19 protein-coding genes are annotated in these 22,650 nt (G+C 38.7%); all 19 read left to right on the plus strand.

Annotated elements, in window-relative coordinates:
- Positions 1-80 precede the first annotated feature (80 nt).
- Positions 81-956 (plus strand): sulfide/dihydroorotate dehydrogenase-like FAD/NAD-binding protein, encoded by an 876-nt coding sequence (locus ACHCNF_RS01725; protein ID WP_408071079.1) that lies wholly within the window; start codon positions 81-83, stop codon positions 954-956.
- Between the two features lie 19 nt (positions 957-975).
- Positions 976-2,367, plus strand: a complete 1,392-nt coding sequence (gene gltA / locus ACHCNF_RS01730) for an NADPH-dependent glutamate synthase (RefSeq protein ID WP_408071080.1) — start codon at positions 976-978, stop codon at positions 2,365-2,367.
- 59 nt (positions 2,368-2,426) lie between these two features.
- The gene (locus tag ACHCNF_RS01735; protein WP_408071081.1) at positions 2,427-2,915 is read left to right on the plus strand and encodes a hypothetical protein; all 489 of its coding nucleotides are present in this window, start codon (positions 2,427-2,429) and stop codon (positions 2,913-2,915) included.
- On the plus strand, positions 2,915-3,394 hold the full coding sequence (gene rlmH / locus ACHCNF_RS01740; RefSeq protein ID WP_408072172.1) for a 23S rRNA (pseudouridine(1915)-N(3))-methyltransferase RlmH: 480 nt from the start codon (positions 2,915-2,917) through the stop codon (positions 3,392-3,394). Before ACHCNF_RS01735 ends, rlmH begins: the two co-directional genes overlap by 1 nt.
- The gene (locus ACHCNF_RS01745) at positions 3,391-4,419 is read left to right on the plus strand and encodes a PhoH family protein (RefSeq protein ID WP_408071082.1); all 1,029 of its coding nucleotides are present in this window, start codon (positions 3,391-3,393) and stop codon (positions 4,417-4,419) included. The genes rlmH and ACHCNF_RS01745 overlap by 4 nt, the downstream gene beginning before the upstream one ends.
- A 2-nt stretch (positions 4,420-4,421) precedes the next feature.
- On the plus strand, positions 4,422-5,666 hold the full coding sequence (locus tag ACHCNF_RS01750; RefSeq protein ID WP_408071083.1) for a hypothetical protein: 1,245 nt from the start codon (positions 4,422-4,424) through the stop codon (positions 5,664-5,666).
- Positions 5,650-6,153: an rRNA maturation RNase YbeY gene (gene ybeY, locus ACHCNF_RS01755; RefSeq protein WP_408071084.1), complete on the plus strand. Its 504-nt coding sequence runs from the start codon at positions 5,650-5,652 to the stop codon at positions 6,151-6,153. The genes ACHCNF_RS01750 and ybeY overlap by 17 nt, the downstream gene beginning before the upstream one ends.
- 20 nt (positions 6,154-6,173) lie before the next feature.
- On the plus strand, positions 6,174-7,796 hold the full coding sequence (locus tag ACHCNF_RS01760; protein ID WP_408071085.1) for a hypothetical protein: 1,623 nt from the start codon (positions 6,174-6,176) through the stop codon (positions 7,794-7,796).
- Positions 7,797-7,800: 4 nt separating this feature from the next.
- Positions 7,801-9,033: an aminoacetone oxidase family FAD-binding enzyme gene (locus tag ACHCNF_RS01765; protein WP_408071086.1), complete on the plus strand. Its 1,233-nt coding sequence runs from the start codon at positions 7,801-7,803 to the stop codon at positions 9,031-9,033.
- Positions 9,030-11,366, plus strand: coding sequence for a 5-formyltetrahydrofolate cyclo-ligase (locus ACHCNF_RS01770; protein ID WP_408071087.1), 2,337 nt, complete (start codon positions 9,030-9,032; stop codon positions 11,364-11,366). Before ACHCNF_RS01765 ends, ACHCNF_RS01770 begins: the two co-directional genes overlap by 4 nt.
- Positions 11,359-12,630 (plus strand): glutamate-5-semialdehyde dehydrogenase, encoded by a 1,272-nt coding sequence (locus tag ACHCNF_RS01775; protein WP_408071088.1) that lies wholly within the window; start codon positions 11,359-11,361, stop codon positions 12,628-12,630. Before ACHCNF_RS01770 ends, ACHCNF_RS01775 begins: the two co-directional genes overlap by 8 nt.
- A 44-nt stretch (positions 12,631-12,674) precedes the next feature.
- Positions 12,675-13,757 (plus strand): class II aldolase/adducin family protein, encoded by a 1,083-nt coding sequence (locus ACHCNF_RS01780; protein ID WP_408071089.1) that lies wholly within the window; start codon positions 12,675-12,677, stop codon positions 13,755-13,757.
- A gap of 52 nt (positions 13,758-13,809) precedes the next feature.
- Positions 13,810-14,898 carry a lactonase family protein gene (locus ACHCNF_RS01785; protein ID WP_408071090.1) on the plus strand — a complete coding sequence of 363 codons (1,089 nt, stop codon included), beginning with the start codon at positions 13,810-13,812 and terminating at the stop codon, positions 14,896-14,898.
- Between the two features lie 330 nt (positions 14,899-15,228).
- Positions 15,229-16,317, plus strand: coding sequence for a D-alanyl-D-alanine carboxypeptidase family protein (locus ACHCNF_RS01790; protein ID WP_408071091.1), 1,089 nt, complete (start codon positions 15,229-15,231; stop codon positions 16,315-16,317).
- Positions 16,318-16,519: 202 nt separating this feature from the next.
- Entirely contained in the window at positions 16,520-17,701 is a 1,182-nt protein-coding gene (gene tgt / locus ACHCNF_RS01795; RefSeq protein ID WP_408071092.1) for a tRNA guanosine(34) transglycosylase Tgt, read from the plus strand.
- Between the two features lie 76 nt (positions 17,702-17,777).
- Complete coding sequence (gene yajC, locus ACHCNF_RS01800; RefSeq protein WP_408071093.1) at positions 17,778-18,152, plus strand: preprotein translocase subunit YajC; 375 nt, start codon at positions 17,778-17,780, stop codon at positions 18,150-18,152.
- An 89-nt stretch (positions 18,153-18,241) separates the two neighbouring features.
- Positions 18,242-19,342: a 3-isopropylmalate dehydrogenase gene (leuB, locus tag ACHCNF_RS01805; protein WP_408071094.1), complete on the plus strand. Its 1,101-nt coding sequence runs from the start codon at positions 18,242-18,244 to the stop codon at positions 19,340-19,342.
- Positions 19,323-20,966, plus strand: a complete 1,644-nt coding sequence (locus ACHCNF_RS01810; RefSeq protein ID WP_408071095.1) for a glycosyltransferase family 39 protein — start codon at positions 19,323-19,325, stop codon at positions 20,964-20,966. The genes leuB and ACHCNF_RS01810 overlap by 20 nt, the downstream gene beginning before the upstream one ends.
- 15 nt (positions 20,967-20,981) lie before the next feature.
- A complete protein-coding gene (ilvD, locus tag ACHCNF_RS01815) occupies positions 20,982-22,646 on the plus strand; it encodes a dihydroxy-acid dehydratase (RefSeq protein ID WP_408071096.1) in 1,665 nt (554 codons plus the stop codon).
- The last annotated feature ends 4 nt before the right edge of the window (positions 22,647-22,650 follow it).

A 22,650-nucleotide genomic window follows, 5' to 3' on the forward strand; every position in this document is an offset into this window, starting at 1 on the left:
TAAAGCTTGAAAATGGCTTTTATATCTATTATTATTCTTATTAAAAAAGATTTTGAAAAATCAAATTCAGGAGGAGAGCAATGTTCAAAATTTTAGAGGCTAATGAGCTAGCTACGAATATCCATCAGCTTATCGTAGAAGCTCCCCGCGTAGCCGGCACATGTTTGCCCGGACAGTTCCTTATTGTTCGAGCTGAAGAAGATGGTGAGCGTATTCCGCTTACAATCTGTGATTATGACAGAGAAAAGGGTACGGTTGAACTTGTTGTTCAGGCACTTGGCGCTGAATCACGTAAAATCTGCCGCAAGAAAGCAGGGGATTGTCTTGCCGATGTAGTTGGTCCCCTTGGAAATGCTTCTGACCTTTGCAGCGAAGACATCGAAGAATTAAAGAAAAAGAAGATTGTTTTTATTGCCGGTGGTGTAGGTACAGCTCCTGTTTATCCTCAGGCTAAATGGCTTAAGGAACATGGTGTTGATTGTGATGTTATCATTGGTGCTAAGAATAAGGACCTTGTAATTCTCGAGGAGAGATTTAAGACCGTTTGCAATCTTTATGTTACTACAGATGACGGATCATATGGCAGAGAGGGTATGGTTACTAAATGCCTGCAGGATCTCTATGATGAAGGTAAACGTTATGATCACTGCGTAGCTATCGGACCTATGATCATGATGAAATTTGTATGCAAGCTTACAAAGGAACTTGGTATTCCCACAATCGTCAGCATGAACACTATCATGGTTGACGGTACCGGAATGTGTGGTGCCTGCCGTCTTACCGTTGGCGGAAAAGTTAAGTTTGCCTGTGTTGATGGACCTGAATTCGACGGACACGAGGTTGATTTTGACCAGGCCATGAAGCGTATGAGACTTTATCAGACAGAAGAGGGACGCCTTGCACTTAAGGAACAGGAAGGCGACACTCATCACGGCGGTTGCGGAAATTGTAATTAATAACAGATGGGAGAATAAAATGGCACAAGACGTTTGGACGAGAGTTCCGGTTCGCGAGCAGGATGCGAAAGTTCGCGCTACCAATTTTGAAGAAGTATGCTTGGGATATAACGAACAGGAAGCTGTAGATGAGGCTACAAGATGCCTTAACTGCCCTAATCCTCAGTGTGTTCAAGGATGTCCCGTTTCAATTAATATTCCTAAATTCATTCAGGAGCTTAAGGAAGGCGATGTTGAGAAGGCTTATCAGACAATAAGTGAATCAAGTGCGCTTCCTGCAGTATGTGGACGTGTTTGCCCTCAGGAAAGTCAGTGTGAAGGCAAATGTGTTCGTGGCATTAAGGGTGAGGCAGTATCTATCGGTAAGCTTGAGAGATTCGTTGCTGATACAGCAAGAGAAAGAGGAATCAAGCCCCAGGGAGCTAAAGAAAAGAAGGGCAAGAAGGTTGCTATTATCGGATCAGGCCCTGCAGGTCTTACCTGTGCAGGCGATCTTGCAAGAATGGGATATGATGTTACAATTTTTGAGGCACTTCATGAGGCAGGTGGAGTTTTGGTTTATGGTATTCCTGAATTCCGTCTTCCTAAGGATGCTGTTGTAAAGAAAGAAATTGAAAATGTTGAATCTCTTGGCGTAAAGATCGAGAAGGATGTTGTTATTGGAAAATCTGTTACAGTTGATTCACTCATGAAGGATGAGGGATTTGAGGCTGTATTTATCGGCTCAGGAGCAGGACTTCCCAGATTCATGAATATTCCCGGCGAACAGGCACTTGGAGTATTCTCTGCTAATGAGTTCCTTACAAGAAGTAACCTTATGAAAGCATTTTCAGAGGATAGTACAACACCTATTATGAGACCTAAGAAGTGTGTAGTTGTTGGTGGTGGTAATGTTGCCATGGATGCAGCACGTACAGCACTTCGCCTTGGTGCAGAGGTTCATATTGTTTACAGACGTTCTGAGGAAGAGCTTCCTGCAAGAAAGGAAGAAGTAGAGCATGCTAAACAGGAAGGCATTATATTCGATCTTCTTTGTAACCCTGTAGAGATTCTTGAAAATGAAGACGGATGGGTTCGCGGCTGCAGATGTATAAGAATGGAGCTTGGCGAGCCTGATGAAAGCGGAAGAAGAAGTCCGGTTGAGGTTCCCGGTTCTGAGTTTGAAATTGAATGTGATGCTGTAATCATGTCACTCGGAACAAGTCCTAATCCTCTTATCTCCAGCACTACTGATGGTCTTGAGATAAACAGAAGAAAATGTATCGTTGCTGATGAAGCTAATGGAAAGACATCAAAGGATGGTGTATTTGCAGGTGGTGATGCAGTAACAGGTGCTGCTACAGTTATCCTCGCAATGGGTGCAGGTAAGGCTGCAGCAAAGGGCATAGATGAATATTTGTCCAATAAATAAAAATTATCAGCCTTCTCCTTCGGGAGAAGGCGGCGCTATGCGCCGGAAGAGGGAGGTATATGGTATATCAGAGCAGTGCGCAAAAAGCTGAAGACAACCAGTCTTCAGGCATTATGCTAATATCTGTTGGAGCAGTTGGTCTAATCGGGGACATCTTATTTCTTATCAAAAATCCATTAAATATGCCTATGTTTAATAAATATCTCACATGCGGAGTTATGGGAGCTCTGTTTGTGCTGTTTTTTGTTATGGGTATTTTATCGGTAAGAAGCTATAAAATATTCAAAAGTAAGGCTGCTGAAGAGGATACCGTTCTTGATAAGATTAAAAATTTTTGCGATCAGGAACTGACAGCAGAAGTTATTAATGAGCATATGTATGATGAAGATGAGGAATATGAAATCCTGACTGACAAACAGGACTTATATTTTAAACGTACAGAATACATTAAGAACAGAATTGTCAGGCAGTTTGTAAATGTAGATGAAGATCTGATCGATTCATTTATTGATGATTTTTATACTAAAACATTTGGAGATGAAAATTGATAGCTATTGATATTCTCTGTGTAGGAAAGATAAAAGAGAAATATTGGAATGATGCTATTTCAGAATATTCCAAGAGACTGTCACGATACTGCAAACTGGAAATAATAGAAGTTCAGGATGAGAAGACACCGGATAATGCTCCTGAATCTGTAGAAAAACAGATTAAGGATAAAGAAGGACAAAAGCTTCTGAAATATCTTGATCCTAAGGCTTTAAAGTTTGCGCTTGCAATTGATGGTAAGCGCTTTTCATCTGTGGGCTTTTCCGAGGTTATAAAAACGGAAAGCGTCATGGGTTGCAGCCGGATGCAGTTTGTAATAGGTGGGTCACTTGGACTTTCAGATGAGGTTCTTAGATCGTGTGACAGAAAACTTAGTTTTTCGGACATGACTTTTCCTCATCAGATGATGCGTGTGATTCTGCTTGAGCAGATTTATCGCGCTTATAGAATAATTAATGGAGAGCCATATCATAAATGAGTAATATTACTGAGAAAACAATGCGCCTTGGAATTGAAGAGATGCAAAGCATTTTTGGGCAGCATGATAAGTATATTCGAAAGATTGAGGACAACCTCAGAGTTGAGATAATCGACAGAGGTGGAGAGCTTCATATTATCGGCACATCTGAAAGCGTAAAAAAGGCATATGACATAATAAGTGAACTGGCAGGTCTCTCCAAAACCGGTTCGGAAATTGAAGAGCAAAGTGTAAATTATGCCATTTCGCTAAAAAATGATCCTTCGGAAGATGAGGAGGAAGCTTCCGGACATGTTCTTACTGCGATAGATGGCGACATTATTTGTCATACAGTTAATGGCAAACCTATTAAGCCAAAGACATTAGGACAGAAAAAGTATGTGGATGCTATCAGAAACAAAATGATAGTATTTGGACTTGGGCCTGCCGGTACAGGTAAAACTTATCTTGGTATGGCTATGGCTATAACCGCTTTTCAGAAGGGGGAGGTTGAGAGGATAATTCTTACAAGACCTGCTATAGAGGCGGGAGAAAAGCTTGGATTCTTACCCGGAGATCTGCAGAGTAAGGTCGATCCATACCTTAGACCTTTATATGATGCTCTGTATCAGATCATGGGTGCTGATAATTTCGTAAAGAATATGGAAAAGGGATTGATCGAGGTGGCTCCGCTGGCATACATGCGCGGAAGGACCTTGGACAATGCCTTTATAATACTAGATGAAGCGCAGAATACTACACCTGCACAGATGAAGATGTTTTTGACACGTATCGGTTTTGGCTCAAAAGTTATTATTACGGGCGATTCTTCTCAGAAGGACCTTCCGGCTGACACCAAGTCCGGATTGGACATAGCTTCTGCTGTTCTTAAAAAGATAGACGATATTGCATTTTGCAATCTTACAAGCAGGGATGTAGTGCGCCATCCGCTTGTTCAGCAGATTGTAAAGGCTTATGAAGACTTTGAAAAAACAAAGTCAAATGAGGTTAAGAAAAGAGCTATTAAAAAACGGGAAAGAAAATAAAAATGGATAAAACAACAGAACGTAAGGATAATGAAGTCCTTTCATCGATATTTAATAAAAGTGAAGGTCCCATGAGATTTATTTTTGGCTCTATCTTTTTTGTTACGGGACTATTGATGCTGTTATTCTCATTTTTGTACGGACTTAAGGTTGAGAATATTATACGAAATACCTTTACGGGATTTTTGTGTGGCGGCATTCTTATATACATGTTAAATGACGCAAGTGTAAGAGGCTTGTTTGCATATGATAATGGTCAGAAAAGACACAGGTTTGTACTTTCGTTTTATTTTGGTCTTATCATATCCATGTTTCTTCCTCTTATAACAGCTGAGATTTGGCCATTTGTTTTCATTTTTCTTTTGCTTGGGCTTTTTTCAACAAATGAGATAGGTCTGTTTTCAGGTTCTATGCTTGTTATGTTTTCTGTTTTGCTGGAAAAAGAGGGAAGCTATGCGGAATTCTTTATTTATTTTCTTTCAGGTGTTGTAATTCTTGTATTGTTGCGTGATCTTACAGAAACAACAAAGCTGGGAATGCCTCTTTTTATTTCGTTGACTCTTTTGTTTACGCTTCTTGTGGCATATGACATTCTGTTCCAGAATCGCACATTCTCTGTGACTATGTTTATAGCTCCGACAGTTAATATTATAATAAGTCTTATACTTACACTTGTTCTTTTAAATATTTTCGGAATATATGTAATCAGAAAAAGCAATGACAGATATATGGACATAAATGATACTGAGTATCCTTTACTTGTTCAGTTAAAAGAGAAGGACAAGGATGCCTACTTTAGGGCAATACATATAGCATATCTCTCGGAGAGGATTGCCCTTGATCTCGGACTAAATGCCAGAGCTGTCAAGACTATGTCATATTATTACAAAATAGGAGTGATTGACGGCACTAAGACATGGGATGAGGTTAAGCATTTTTATATAGACAATAACTTCCCGGAGGAAGCGCTTGAATATCTTAAAGAATATATTGAAAATGACAAATCCAAGCAGCTTTCAAAGGAATCTGCAATAATATATATGTGTGAGACACTTATAGCTTCTATCACTTACTTATTTGAAAAGAACAAAGATTCAAAGATCAATTATGATGAACTGATAGATAAGATTTTTCTTCATAAGATGGAGAATAAGGAATTATATAACTATAATATTTCACTCTATGAATTGGAGCGTATGAAGAAGCTCATGAAAAAGGAGAAACTCTACTATGATTTTTTACGTTGATAATGAGGTGGATGCTGCTTTTTCATTTGATATTGAAGAAGTGGCAAAAAAGGTTGCAGCAGAAGTGCTAAGGAGTGAAAACTGCCCATTTGATGTTCAGATAAGTCTTCTTATAACGGATGACGAAGGCATTAGAGAGATGAATGCTGAATTTCGTGATATTGATTCAGCAACGGATGTTCTTTCATTTCCAAATATAGAATATGATGCACCGGGTGACTTTTCAGTTGCAGAGGGTGAACAGCGTATAGATATTATTGATCCTGAAAGCGGATTAATTTTTCTTGGGGATATTGTGATCAATGAAAAGCGTGTAAAAGAGCAGGCCAAGGAGTATGGTCATAGTGAACTGAGAGAATTTGCGTTTCTTGTGGCTCATTCTATGCTTCACTTGTGCGGCTATGATCACATGGAAGCAGATGAAGCCGCTGTTATGGAGAGTAAACAGGAAAAAGTTTTGAATTCGCTTAATATCACAAGAGATTAAGCAAAAAGGGGATGAGAGGTATGAGTAAAAAGATTAAGATTAGACCTGATGTGGTACTTGCATCGGGAATGATTTTTATTTTGGCAATGATGGCTCTGCTAATTGTGTTCTTTGATATGACCGGTTCAGATGGCGTAGGATTTCTTGCAGCACCTGTTGTACTTTTTATGATCGCATATTGTGTTTTCATATGTGCATTCGAAAGCACTACAAGGGAGATGGTCCGTAACAGACTTTATCGCGGGCAGATGCTTTCTGCTAAGAAAAATGTTAAACAGCTGATGATAATAAGCTTTGTGGCAGGGCTGATTGTGACTCTTTTGATGGCAGGTTTATCCATTATTCTGGCTAACCTGATATTTCATTCTCCAAGGAGCTTTTATGTTCTGCTTTTAGCATCTCCTGCGTTTTTATTCCTTAGCATACAGGGAGTTATCAGGGGATATCTTAGTGGCTCAGGATATTCTCTTGTATCCGTTATTTCAGATGCAATACTTACAGTTATAACTTTAGTCACAACATTTCTTATTTCAAATGTTGTATATGATTATGGCAAAAAGGTTGATGCGCTTATGCATGTAAATGACATAGCACCTGCATATGGCGCTATTGGTGCTGCTATGGGAATATCCGCAAGCGCCCTTATAAGCCTTATATTTGTTGTTATCGTATTTTTACTTAGGAAGAACGATCTTCAGGAAATAGCTGAAGAAAGTTCACCTGTTATGAATAATCACAAAAATGAGTGTGTAAATGACTTGATAGTTAACAGTCTCGTTGCTGCTTTGACAGGAATACTTGTTTTTATCGATGAATGTGTATACCTTAATGTTGCAAATAAGCTTCATCCTAACGACAATAATATAAATAACTGGGGAATTTATATTGGTCAGTGTGTTTCCGTGGTGATTTTCTTTGTATTTATGACGGCACTTCCTTTTGTTAAGTCATGGTACGGAGTACATGTCAGTATTGTTAAGAAGGACTATAAGGCAGCAAGAAGCAGACTTCAAAATTTGATTCATTTTGAGGCTATGCTGATATTCCCTGTTGTTATCTGGCTTATGCTCCTTGCGAAAACTTTTAATACGGTAGTATTTGGAAAGAGTAATGAGGCAGGCGCCAATATGGTAATTATGGCAATTCCTGTCGTTATACCAGGCGCAGTTATCATATTCCAGTCATTTTTATTAAAACAATTAAAGAATAAGGTTGTTATGCTGGGGAATCTTGTTGTGGGAGTGATTGTTCACATTGCAGTACTTTTGTCTATGTCATATGCCGGTGGTTTTGGAATTCATGCTTCTATAGCAGCCTTTGCAGCTATGTTTGTAGTACAGGGGATTCTTGGTATTTTTGAAATAAAGGTCATGCTTGATGTTAACCTCATGATGATCAGGAATATTCTTCTGCCATTGCTTGCTTCAGTATTATCAGGACTTGCTGCATTACTTGTTAACAAGCTTCTTGTGAATGTGATAGGAGAGATACTGACATTCATTATTGCTCTTTTGATTGCGTTTTTAATATATATGGTTCTTCTGATGATTTTGGGAAGCGTTAACAGATATGAAGTGGAACGTATGCCATTTGGTGATTATTTTGCAATTGTTTCAGATATGATCGGAAAAGAAAGGAACTAAGCTATTGGCTTCTTCAAATAGGGTGATTATAGCCGGAGCAGGCGCATCAGGTCTTTGTGCAGCTATAGCTGCTGCCAGGGATGGAGCCGAGGTCACGGTAATAGAGAAAACAGATTCCTGCGGTAAAAAGCTGTCTATGACAGGTAATGGAAGGTGCAATCTTACTAACCTTGATATGTCAGCAGATAAATATAATGAAGAAGCAAGGGGCAGAATGGATCTTTGGCTCAAAAGATTTGGTGTACGGCAGGCCATGGACTTTTTTGCTTCGCTTGGCTTGGTAATTACCAATGAAGATGGCTATCTTTATCCGATTTCAGGTCAGGCTGCTACTGTTGTGGCAGTTCTTTTTAATGAATGTAAAAGACTTGGTGTCACCTTCTGTTTTAATGAACAGGTGAAGATGGTAAATAAGGATGACAAAGGAACTTTTATTGTAAAAACCAACGTTAATGAATATCAGGGAAAAGCTGTAATACTTGCAACAGGTGGATTGGCAGGCCCAAAGACAACGGGCTCGACGGGAGATGGATATTATATTTGTGAAAAGCACGGCATGACTAAAAAGGAAACTGGTCCAGCACTTGTTCCACTTTTGTCTGAAGACGGCACCTTACCTGATAATAGTGGGGTAAGAGCTCTTGCAAATGTCGGCTTTTATATTGGAGATGAATTAATAGCTTCAGAATACGGAGAAATTCAGATAACTTCTAAAGGTATATCAGGGATACCTGTTATGCAGGCTTCCGGAGTGGTTGCAGAGCATATTTCAAAAGGCAGACCGGTGACTGCATACATTAATTTATTCCCGGGATATAATGATGATGAATTTGATTCGCTTGTTAAGGCTATGATGTCACTTCCCGGCGACAGAAAACTTGGAGAGCTACTTGAAGGCTTCTGCAATTCAAATATTAACGAAATGATTCTGAAAAGAATGAAGATAAATAAAAACATGAAGCTTAAGAATGTCGGAGAATCAATGACAAGCTGCATTCTGCATAAATACAGAGAACTTAAGGTTGATATATCAGGTTTTGCAGATTATAAAAAGGCCCAAGTTACAAAGGGCGGTATCAGTCTTGGAGATATAGATGATACAATGCAAAGTAAGTTAAATCCCGGACTATTTATAATTGGTGAACTGCTTGATGTTGATGGACGCTGTGGCGGTTACAATTTGCAGTGGGCGTGGACCAGTGGTTATATAGCCGGAGAGGCGGCAAGCTGCTTATGATAAGATTAAACTCAATAAAGCTTATTAATGGTGGATATGAAAAATATCCCGACAATGAATTTGAGAAAAAAGAATATATTAAAAAGAAACTTGCAAAAAAAGCTTCAAAGCTTTTAAAAATAAGTTTATCAGATATAGATAAAGTTATTATCAGGAAGCATTCAATCGATGCAAGAAAAAAATCCGAGATAATGGATGTCTTTGTAATCGATGTTAAAATCAGTGAAAAATCAGTCTCTGAGGAAAAGATATTAAGAAAGTCCGGTTGTAAACAAGCATCAATCGTATCTGAAAAGAAATATCATTTTCCATATAACAGAAAAGAGGATGAAGAGTTTAAACGTAAGACTGACAGTGCAATGAGACCCATAGTAATCGGTGCAGGTCCGGCAGGTCTGTTTTGCGCATATGAGCTGGCTATGGCAGGTTATTGCCCTATTGTCCTGGAGCGTGGCATGGATGTCGATAAAAGACATGATGCTGTTGAAGCTTTTTGGAATGGTGGAAAGCTTATGCCTGAGGGTAATGTTCAGTTTGGAGAAGGCGGCGCCGGAACATTCTCAGACGGTAAGCTCAATACCATGATAAAAGATAAGAATGGGCTGGGACTTCAGTGTCTGAAAATTTTTCATGAATATGGGGCTCCCGAGGATATTCTTTACGAGTCCAAGCCACATATCGGCACTGATATATTGCGCAAAGTAATAAAAAATATAAGAAATGAGATTATAAGAAAAGGCGGAACCTTCTTTTTTGAAACAAAGGTTACTCAGTTACTTATAACAGATTCGAAAATTAACGGTGTTAAATGTCAGGATGGAAAAGAGTTTAAATCTGATGTTGTAGTTCTTGCTATTGGACACAGTGCAAGAGATACATTTTATGCGCTTAAGGATCAGGGAATAAGTATGCAGCCTAAGGCCTTTGCCATCGGACTACGCGTAGAACATGAACAATCTCTTATAAACAAATCACAATACGGGATAGAGGATCCTGCAAGCCTTCCACCTTCACCATATAAGGTAACTGCCAGAAGCAGAGACGGAAGAGGTGTTTACTCCTTTTGCATGTGCCCCGGCGGATATGTGGTAAACGCTTCATCAGAGGAGGGCAGACTTTGCGTAAATGGTATGAGCTATTCGGGGCGTGATGGAAAAAATGCAAATTCTGCGATTGTTGTTACGATAGAGCCGGATGACTTTGGCTCTGAAGATGTTTTAGCCGGTGTGGAGTTCCAGAGAAAGCTCGAGAGCAAGGCATTTGAGCTTGCGGGTGGAAATGTTCCTGTAGAATATTTTGATGATTTCAAAAAGGGCGTAGAAATCATATACGAAAGAAATCAGGGAAAAGATGTTCTTCAAAAAGAAGATGAACTTCAAAAAAACATGGAAAAGCATAAAAACGTAGGAAGAAATAATCCATGTATTAAGGGGAGATGGTCGTTTGCTCCTGTACATGAAATTCTCCCATGTGATATCAACAGGTCCATTGTTGAAGGTTTTGCACATTTTGGAAAAATGATTGAGGGGTTTGATAAGGACGACGCTTTATTATCAGGTATCGAATCCAGAACATCTTCGCCTGTAAGAATTAACAGAGATGAAAATTTTGAAGCTTTGGGTATTGAAGGACTTTATCCTTCAGGGGAAGGCGCAGGTTATGCAGGAGGTATAACTTCTGCGGCAATGGATGGAATGAAGGTTGCTGAGAAAATTGCAATGCATTATAAAAACGGTAAAGATTTTTACCGCGACAAAATGACAAAAATGCGCAACCTATTATCTGAAGATGACAAGAAAGCACTAGATGATAATATTACAGAAAAACTATTGTCCTCAAAGGAATACCGTGAAGCTGAAAATGTACTTGCTTATAACAGTTTCAGAAGCGAAGCGGATACAACTGAAGTCATTAAGAATGCACTGAATAATAACAAAAAGGTATTTTGTCCAAAAATTACAGATACTAAAACACGTAAAATGGAATTTGTTCAGATCAATTCTCTGTCTGAGCTGGTAGAAGGCAAGTACTCAATACCTGAACCTGTTTTAAAAAGTGATTCTGTTAAGTTTAGCCATGGGTCTGAAAAAACTGTAATCATTCTTCCGGGGCTGGTATTTGATAAAAGTGGCAATCGAATAGGCTACGGCGGTGGATATTATGATAACTATTTGAAGGAACTTGAGGATAAGATAAAAGACTATACAGTAACCACCATAGCCATAGGATATGATTTTCAGAATGTTTCAGATGATTTAAGTCCTTTTATGACAGAGGACGATCATAAGGTAAAGATAGTTATTACTGATAAGGAGACCTACAGACATGAGTAACGATAACAATGTAATAATCAGTACGATACAGAAACTTGGTCAGAATGCCTTTAATGCAAAGTTTTCATTACAAAAACTCACAGAAGAAAAAAAGAATTCTATTCTTTTATCTGTTGCTGATGCATTGATTGAAGATGCTGATGAAATTTTAGAGGCTAACAGCAGAGATATTAAAAAAGGTGAAGAAAACGGGATGCACGAGGGGCTTATCGACAGACTTCGCCTTACCAAGGAACGCATAAATGATATGGCGGAAGGAATAAAACAGGTTGCAAAGCTCCCAGATCCTGTGGGCCGTGTACTTGATGACTGGACTTTGGAAAATGGTCTAAGGATAAAAAAGGTAAGTGTTCCTCTTGGGGTAATCGGTATTATCTATGAATCAAGACCAAATGTTACAGCTGACGCCTTCAGCCTCACATTTAAATCCGGAAATGCTGTTATACTTAAAGGAGGGTCAGATGCTTTTGATTCAAATATAGCTATTACAAATGTGATCAGAAAAACAATTGAAAAAGCAAGCTGTAATCCTGATTTTATTCAGCTTGTTCCTTTTACAGACAGAAGTGCTGTTGGAGAACTTTTGAAGCTTCGTGAATACATAGATGTAGTTATACCCAGGGGAAGTGCGGGGCTTATCAGAATGGTATGCGAAAACAGTAAGATTCCCGTAATTGAAACAGGAAGCGGAAACTGCCACATATACATAGACAAGGCTGCTGATATACAAAAGGCTATTCCCATAATAATAAATGCGAAGACTCAGAGAATCGGTGTCTGCAATGCGGCAGAATCACTTGTTGTTCATGAGGATATAAAGGATACTTTTTTACCTGAGCTAAGTAAAGCCATGAATGAAAAAAATGTTGAGCTTAGAGCAGATGAATTGTCTATAAATCTTTTGCCTGACGCAAAGCCCGCAACAGAAACTGATTTTGGAACAGAATATCTTGATTATATTTTATCTGTCAAAACCGTCAAGAGCGTGGATGAAGCTATTGAGCATATTAACAAGTACAATACAGGACATTCCGAGAGTATTATTACTGAGGATGAAGCTGCTGCGAATGCCTTTCTTAAAGGCGTAGATGCCGCCTGCGTATATGTAAATGCATCTACAAGATTTACTGACGGGTTTCAGTTTGGATTTGGTGCAGAAATCGGGATAAGCACACAGAAGCTTCATGCAAGAGGACCTATGGGATTAAAAGAACTGACATCATACAAGTTTGAAATAACCGGAAACGGCCAGATAAGAGGATAGTTAGATTCTTAATATATATAAATTTAGAAAGAAGATACCAGGAGATGAAAACCAAAGAAGAAATTCTTAAGCTGCGAGAAGAAATTATTGAGGTTTCATTATCGCTTTTAGAACAGGGACTGATAGTCAGGACCTGGGGAAATATAAGTGCCAAAATTGATGATGATCATTATTTGATCACTCCAAGCGGCATTCGTTATGAAGATTTAAAACCGGAAATGCTTCCTATAGTTTCCATCTCGGATAACAGTTTTGAAGGAGAGTATAAACCCTCAAGTGAAAGCCTTGTTCATACTGCAATATATTCAGCAAGAAATGATGCTGAGTTTATCGTACACACACATCAGGTTTATGCAACTTGTGTGGGTGCTCTTGGCAAGAAAAGACTTAAGGCAGAGCATAAAGAGAGAAAAATAATTTTCCCAATTGCAAAATATGCACTGCCCGGAACAACAGCTCTTGCCAAAAACGTTAAGGAATGTGCAATAAAAAACAATGAGACAAGAAGTATTATTATGGCAAATCATGGCGCAGTCTGCTTTGGCCATAACGCAGATGAAGCTGTGAAGGAAGCTTTAAGATTGGAAATAGCTTCAAGAAAATATATTTTCAATATTTGTAAAACAGACATAAACAATGTAATTGAAGAAGGATTTTCAAGTAAACTGGAAAATGATAAAATAGTTTACCTAAGAAGCGATACTCCCGAGAGGATAAAACTCATCCATCAGCAGATTTATGCGAAAAGACCCGACATTCATTACATATATCACAATAAATCAGAGGCTGTTATGACCATGTCCAGAAGAGTAAATCACATGAGACCTTTGCTTGATGATTTTGCTCAGATTATAGGAGTCAGTCTAAGAATACCTACATCTGAAGGTGCACCTATTACTGTGAAGAAGGGCACGAATGCTGTATTTGCATACAACGATGGAGCGTATTGCCTTGGAAATACTGAAGATGATGCTATGGCAGCTGCGATAGTCCTTGATAAAGGCTGCATTGCGCATATAGCAGTTACACGTTTCGGTGAGGGATCATTTATATCTTTGCGGGACTGTTTTAAGATGAACAGAAACTACAGAAAAAATTATAGTGTTCTTGCAAATTCTGTAAAATAACATAAAATTATATTATAAATAATCAAATATGAGTTATATGAGGTGACCAAATATGGCGAAGGAATCAAAATCCGATAAATATGTCGCATATGTTGCGAGTTATACTTCAGGTTCAAAGGATAATTATGGAATCCGTATCTATGATGTAGATATGGAGAACGGCAGACTGACAGAGAAGGAAAAGGTAAAGATTACCAATTCATCTTATATTGTTTTGTCTCATAGTAAAGAAACTCTGTATTCTATTACCGATGCAGGTGTAGAGGCTTATCATATTGAGGATGATGGAAGCCTTACAATTCTTAATAAGGCTTCAATCAACGGTATGCGTGGCTGCTATATAAATATGGACCAGTACGACAGATTCCTTGTTTGTGCGGGATATCATGATGGTAAGGTTACTATTTTGAAGCTTAACGATGATGGAAGTATCGGTGAGATCACTGATGAGAAATTCCACAAAGGTCTTGGAACCATTGCAGGAAGAAATCATACACCGCATGTACAGTGTATAAAAGTGACCAAGGATAACAAGTATCTTCTTGCTGCAGACCTTGGTATGGATCGTGTCAATGTTTATAAATTTGATACAGAGCACGGCAAAATTTCCGATATTGATGTGATTCACTGTGATCAGGAATCATCTCCCAGACATATGCAGTTTTCACAGGACGGTAAATTTTTGTATGTTGTTTTCGAGCAGCAGTGCAGCATAAACGTTTACATGTATACAGAAGATAAAGGATTACCGTCATTTGAGGAGATTCAGTCAGTACAGAACTCTGATGAACAGGATACAATAGGTGTTGCAAGTAGTGCTCTTAAGTTCTCTGACGATTACAACTATCTTGTAAGCTCTGTAGCCGGTGAGAACAATGTCGTAATTTATAAAGTGGATAAGGAGACAGGACTTTTAACAAAGATGATTGAGCTTCCTATCTCAGGAGAGTATCCGAAGGATGCATGTCTTTTCCCTGATAATAAGCATCTTGTTTCTCTTAACCAGGAATCAAGCACACTTACATTCTTCAATGTAAACTTTGATAATAATACACTTGTAATGAACGGACCTGAGCTTCAGATTGACAGACCAAACTGTATCATATTCCATAAGCTTGGAGAGAGAAAGAAGATTAGATAATAGGATAAGATTAAATAAGATTAGAAAATCATTACAATACAGATATTCTGATCGGGTAAATAATTAAAAACTGACTGATGAGTAAAAGCTCATCTGTCAGTTTTTTTTGATCATGTTTTTACTGATATATTAAGCTTTGAATAAGCATTTTATAATTTGTCAATACATACTTTTATTATTAGGGCATATTTTATCGTCTGAAATTCACAAAAACCTTGATTAATTCTAAAATATATGCTATTTCTTAAAATATTCTTAATTTTTTCTTTTAAAAATAAATAAATGAGTTATAATATGATTATATCTATTTTTTTATGAGGTTATAGTGATATGCGTGCGAATCGTTTACAGATGGGGCCGACCTTCAGAGATAAGGTTATGGATGGGGTCCGCACTTTTAACAGAAAGCACCCTAAGCTTAAGTTTATGGGCATGCTTTATGCGATGGCAGTACTTCTTGTTTACAACTTCGGCCTGGCTTTTTATCACAATACTAAGAGATGTACATGTCTGGCAACAATATTATTTTTCTTTATTGCAAGCAGCAGCTTTACTTATCCTGAAGCTTTAAAGCTTAATGTCAGCTTTGTTACTGATATTGATAAAACTGAGGAGTCAGGAGAATATTATACAGCTGATTCTCTTGAGGTTATTTCGTCTGAATCGAATGCTGAACTTGCCAAACTTACATTGGTTGATAAAGATAAGATAATTGAGGGTGATGAGAATTTTTCTGAGGATCAGGAATTGGCTGATGGCTTCGTCCTTGCTGATGATATCGAAAATATCGCTGATCCGGAGGATAAAAGCATAGAGAAATCTTCAGATTCTGAGGTTTCTTTTGATTCTGATGATTGGAAACTTATTCTTGTAAATAAGCAACATCCCATACCGGAGGGATACAGCTTCCCATTTGGTGAGATAAGCGATAACATGAAATGCGATGAGAGAGTGCTTCCGTCTCTAAAAACAATGCTCAAGGCAGCGGCTGATGATGGTATAAATCTTGCGATATGTTCACCGTATAGAGACAGCAATCGTCAGGAAGGCTTATTTGCCAGAAAGATAAATAATTATCTTGAAGCAGGGCTTTCATACATGGATGCTTATAATGTTGCATCTCAGGCTGTTACTGTTCCCGGTTCATCAGAGCATCAGATAGGACTTGCCTTTGATATAGTATGCGGTTCTTATTACAATCTGGATGAGGGTTTTGGAGATACAGATGCAGGTAAGTGGCTTGCTGACAATAGTTATAAATTTGGATTTGTAGTTCGGTATCTTAAGGGTAAAGAGAATATCACAGGTATTGAATATGAGCCATGGCATTTCAGATATGTAGGTATTGATGCCGCAACCATAATGCATGATGAAAACCTATGTCTTGAAGAGTTTTGGAACAATTATTTATACAATTGACTTTATGAGCTGTTGCAGTTTTGCGGCAGCTCTTTTATATAATAGATATTTACCCCAGAGTTTAAAAAGATAGAAGTCGGATAAGCTTTCATCCATAGCTGAAAGCTGGTCTAATACAAAAATAGAATTTCTGAAGAAATTCTGTTTTCTATGGTATAATAATAAATCCTATATGTAATAAAATTATCTGGAAGGAAAACAAATGTATAAGTTATTAAAAAAAGAAGGAATGGCAAAGCGTGCTGAATTTAAAACTGTCCATGGAACGATTCAGACTCCTGTATTTATGAATGTAGCTACAGTTGCTGCAATAAAAGGTGCTGTATCTACCGAGGATCTTGAACAGATTGATACTCAGGTGGTTTTGTCTAATACATATCATTTACATCTGCGCCCGGGTGATGATGTTATCTACAAAATGGGTGGACTTCACAAGTTTATGAGCTGCAATAAGCCTATTTTAACGGATTCCGGCGGCTTTCAGGTATTTTCATTATCTGAGAACAGAAAGATTAAAGAGGAAGGTGTATATTTCAGGTCACATATTGACGGACATAAGCTTTTTATGGGTCCTGAGGAAAGCATGAGAATTCAATCTCATATTGCTTCAACGATTGCAATGGCATTTGATGAATGTCCTTCTGCCAGGGCTGACCACGAATATGTGAAGATGTCAGTAGACAGAACGACCAGATGGCTGAAAAGATGTCAGGATGAGATGAAGAGACTGAATTCTCTTCCTGATACAATCAATAAGAATCAATTATTGTTTGGAATTAATCAGGGTGCTATTTTTGATGATCTCAGAATAGAGCATGCTAAAAGGATTTCAGAAATGGAACTTGACGGCTATGCTGTAGGTGGTCTTGCAGTTGGTGAAACACATGAGGAAATGTATCATGTTCTTGATGTTGTAACCGAGCATCTTCCTGAAAATAAGCCTACATATCTGATGGGAGTAGGTACTCCTGCCAATATCCTTGAATCCGTGGACAGAGGTATTGATTTCTTTGATTGCGTATATCCCAGCAGAAACGGAAGACATGGACATCTTTATACCAAGAGAGGACATATAAATCTTCTAAATGCAAAATATGAACTGGATGACAGACCGATTGAGGAAGGATGTAACTGTCCTGCATGCAGAAGATATTCCAGAAGCTATATAAGACACCTTTTAAAGTCAGGAGAAATGCTTGGAATGCGACTTTGTGTTTTACATAATCTGTATTTTTACAATCATCTTATGACAGATATCAGGAATGCTCTTGACGAAGGGAAATTTAAGCAATTTAAGAAAAATGCACTTGATGCGATGCTTGAATATGATTCGGAAGAGCCTGCAACCCGATATGATATTGCAAAAGGATGGAAAAAGGGTTAAAAACTGTACTTGTTTTAAAGTGTTATTAATTGTAAGATACTAAATATGTTTAAAGATATGATTTTTGGAGGTTGATATGAGTTTTGTTAACATGATGGCTCTTGAAAGTGCAGGAGCTGTAGGCGGAACCGGAAGCGTTATGATTATTCTGGTTTACGTTGCAATTTTCGCGGTTCTTTATTTCATTATGATCCGCCCTCAGAGAAAAGAGCAAAAGCAGAAGGCACAGCTTCTTTCTCAGCTTGCTGTAGGTGACAGCGTTCGTACAACAGGCGGATTCATCGGTACTGTAATTGACATCGATGATGAATCTTCAACAGTTATTGTTGAATTTGGTAACAACAAGAACTGCCGCATTCCCATGGTTAAAGAAGCTATCGTTGAGGTAGAGAAGCCAGAGGATGCTCTTAAGGACAGTTCCAATACCAAAGAAGATAAGAAGTCAAAGTAAAAAGAGGACTGGTTACAGTCTGCATTATAAAGTGGACAGCCGGCGAACAGTTATTTTGCCGGCTGTAACTATATAGAGGAGAAAAAAGTATGAAAATGGGGATAACTTGCATTCCCGGTGATGGAATCGGACCGGAAATTGTACGTGAAGCAAAGAAAGTACTTAACAAGGTATGCTCTGTATATGGACATGAGATGGAATTTACAGATGTTCTTATGGGAGGTGCTTCTATAGATGCTTACGGAAAACCACTTACTGATGAGACTATTGAGTCATGCAAAAAGGCTGATGCTGTGCTGATGGGATCTATAGGCGGAAATACTTCTACTTCGCCGTGGTATAAGCTTGAGCCTTCTCTTAGACCTGAAGCCGGTCTTCTTGGGCTTCGTAAATCCTTGAATTTATTTGCAAATTTAAGACCTGCATTTTTGTATTCCGAATTATCTGATGCATGTCCGCTTAAGGCTGAGACTTCAGACAAAGGATTTGATCTTTTGATCATGAGAGAACTTACAGGTGGTTTGTATTTTGGAGACAGATTCACAAAGGAAGAAGACGGTGAGCTTGTTGCTACTGATACTCTCGTATATAAGGAGAGCGAGATAAGGAGAATTGCCATTAAAGCTTTCGATGTGGCTATGCAGAGAAGTAAGAGAGTAACGAGTGTTGATAAAGCCAATGTACTTGATTCATCACGACTTTGGAGAAAAGTTGTGGAAGAGGTTGCAGCAGATTATCCAGAGGTAGAGCTTTCCCATATGCTTGTTGATAACTGTGCAATGCAGCTTGTTAAGGATCCTTCTCAGTTTGATGTTGTGCTTACTGAGAATATGTTTGGTGATATTCTGTCAGATGAAGCCAGCATGATTACGGGGTCGATAGGGATGCTCCCAAGTGCCTCACTAAATGAGAGCAGTTTTGGTCTTTATGAACCAAGCCATGGCAGTGCTCCGGATATCGCCGGTATGGACATAGCTAATCCTATAGCCACAATTCTTTCTGCTGCAATGATGCTTAAGTTTACCTTTAAGCTTGAAAAAGAAGCTGAGAGCATTGAAAATGCGGTAAAGAAAGCATTAGAGGATGGATATAGAACAGTAGACCTTATTCGCGACAGCGAGAACATATCTGAGGATAAAAAATGCGGATGCAGTAAGATGGGAGATATCATTGCTTCGAGAATCAAATGAATCTGAAGAATCTATAACTTTATATGATTATTTGCCCCAGGAACCAATAGACATGGTAGTTGTTCTCACGGTTATAGGAATGGCTTTTTACTATATCTGGAGAGCCAATTATCTTACGCCCTGGTATGATGAGCTTTATACATATTATTATTTTATCAGCAGAGGACCGGTTTATTCAGCAATACACTGGCCACTACCCAACAATCATGTCGGATATTCCGTACTTTCGTCGCTACTAAATATGTTTGGAAACTCATATATAGGGTTAAGGGGTGTTTCGTTTATCTGTGCTGTAATTAATCCTATTTTGGTATACAGGCTTGCAAAAAAATTCATGGAAGACTGGTATGCATATGGAGCCATGCTTCTGTATTTTTCATGTATGCTGGTTAACGACCTTTCTATTCAGGGAAGAGGCTATACTCTTGGAACTACCTGCTTTTTAATAACCTTGAGGCAGCTTACGTATATCTGCAGATCAGAGGAATTTAAACTTTTTGACTATATTCTGTTTGGTGGTTCAATGATACTTGGACTTTACACGCTTCCAAGCAGCATCTACTGGGTTGTGTGTTCCTGTCTCGCCGCTGCTGTATTTTTGATTGTAAACGGATATAGAAGCTATGATTATCGTGGTTCGATTTGGAATACCAGATATTTTAAAAGACTAAAAAACTGTCTTATTACAGGTGTTATTTCTGCTGTGATAGTTTTGGGGCTTTATCTGATAATATGGCTCGCGGTAGGTTCTAACCTACTTGTGAAGGATGATTCAAGTGAGTTTTTTGGCATGTCTCATGTGAATCTTATTCTATCTCATCCACTACGTGCTGCCGGGGAAGGTCTTGATTATATGCTCTCACAGCCGTATATACAAAGTGTGAGCAGAGTGGGATATTTTGAAAGCTTTGCTGAATGGTCAAAAAATCTGTCAGCGTTTATGTATCCCGGATTTAACGTGCTGACGCTGATATTATCAATATTTGCACTGATAATACTTGTAGCTGAATGTATAAGACATTTTGAAAACAGCAGAACAATATTTAATCTTTTGATGATATTTAACATAATGGGATATCCCATTATGATGATTCTGCAGGCAAAACTTCCGTATTATCGGGTTTTTTCATACGTAGGTGTGCTTACGGCTGTATGCTTTGCTTATGTTCTTGAACACCTGAGTCTTATGAGCAGAAAGCTGTTGAAAAGAAAAGGTGATTTTAGTACAGCAAGAAACTTGTTTGCTTCAGTACCTGTCATTATTATTTTTGCATTTGTTTTTATCATGATAACAAAGCCTGAATATAATGCACAGTATGGAGAAAGGGAAACTAATTGCTATAATGCATTATATATAGCACATCCTTCAGTTCAAAAAAATCTGTGTGTTTTGGACTGTGATCAACAGTATTTATTAAAATTTGGTTGGGGCATTGAATGTGAAAATACTGATGTGACAGATTGTGATTATATTCTGGTAGACAGGAATATGATGGAGGAAGGGTACAACGGACCGGATTTTTGGAAATTTTACCTGACTTTTGAGACTATTCCATGGGATTATGTAAATTCACATTATTATATTTTTTATGAAAATGAAGACTTTGTTCTTTATAAGAGATAATTAAGGAGGTTTTTTATGAACAGTGATCGTGTAATGGAAGGCTTGCAGCAGGCTCCTCATAGAAGCTTGTTTAATGCGCTTGGTTTTACTGCAGAAGAGAGGAAAAAGCCTCTTATTGGTATTGTAAGCTCACAAAGTGATATTATTCCCGGACATATGGAACTCGACAGAATTGCTCAGGCTGTAAAGCTCGGAGTTGCTGAGGCGGGCGGCATGCCTGTTATCGTTCCTGCCATTGCCGTATGTGACGGCATTGCCATGGGACATGTTGGAATGAAGTATTCACTTGTAACCAGAGACCTCGTGGCAGACAGCACAGAATGTCTTGCAATGGCACATGCCTTTGATGGCATGGTTATGATACCTAACTGCGATAAAAATGTTCCCGGACTGCTCATGGCAGCTGCAAGAGTTAATATACCTACTATTTTCTGCTCAGGTGGTCCGATGATGGCAGGAAGGGTTAATGGTAAAAAGAGATCCCTCAGCTCTATGTTTGAGGCTGTTGGTAGTGTATCAGCAGGCAAAATGACTGATGAAGAGCTGACTGAATTTGAGGAAAAGGTTTGCCCTACATGTGGTTCATGCTCTGGTATGTATACCGCTAATTCAATGAACTGTCTTACAGAAGTTATCGGAATGGGGCTTAGAGGAAATGGTACTATTCCGGCTGTATATTCTGCCAGAATAAGACTTGCCAAGAAGGCAGGATATCAGATTATGGAGCTTGTTAAAAACAATATTCGTCCAAGAGATATCATGACTAAGGAGGCATTTGAGAATGCGCTTGCCATGGACATGGCTCTTGGATGCTCTACAAATACCATGCTTCATCTGCCGGCTATAGCCCGTGAGGCCGGTATAGAAATCAACATGGAAATGGCAAATGAGATTTCAGACAGAACACCTAATCTCTGTCATCTTGCACCTGCAGGCCCTACATATATGGAAGACCTTAACGAGGCTGGCGGTATTTATGCTGTAATGTCTGAGCTTGCAAAGAAGGATCTTCTTCATCTTGATCTTATGACCTGCACCGGAAAGACTGTAGGTGAAAATATCAAAAATGTACATAATCTTGATCCGGAAGTGATAAGACCGATAGATAATCCTTATATGCCTAATGGTGGAATAGCTGTGCTTAAAGGAAATCTTGCACCTGATACAGGCATTGTTAAGAGGTCGGCTGTTGTGCCTGAAATGATGGTTCATGAAGGACCGGCAAGAGTATTTGATTGTGAAGAGGATGCTATTGAAGCTATTCTTGGCGGCAAAATTGTAGAAGGTGATGTTGTTGTTATCAGATATGAAGGCCCTAAGGGTGGCCCCGGAATGAGGGAGATGCTCAATCCTACTTCTGCTATTGCAGGTATGGGACTTGGAGCAAGTGTTGCACTTATTACTGATGGACGTTTTTCGGGAGCAAGCAGAGGTGCTTCCATAGGACATGTATCACCGGAAGCTGCTGTGGGTGGCCCTATAGCACTTGTTAAAGAAGGAGACATAATCTCTATTGATATAAACAATAACAGGCTTGATATGAAGGTATCAGATGAGGAGCTTGCGAAGAGAAGAGCTGAATGGAAGCCGAGAGAACCCAAGATTACCACCGGGTATCTTGCAAGATATGAAAAGATGGTAACAAGTGGCAACAGAGGCGCTGTTCTCGAGATTAAATAAATAT

Origin of the sequence: Butyrivibrio sp. NATIVEDY162, assembly GCF_045999815.1 — a bacterium.
GTDB lineage: Bacteria > Bacillota > Clostridia > Lachnospirales > Lachnospiraceae > Butyrivibrio.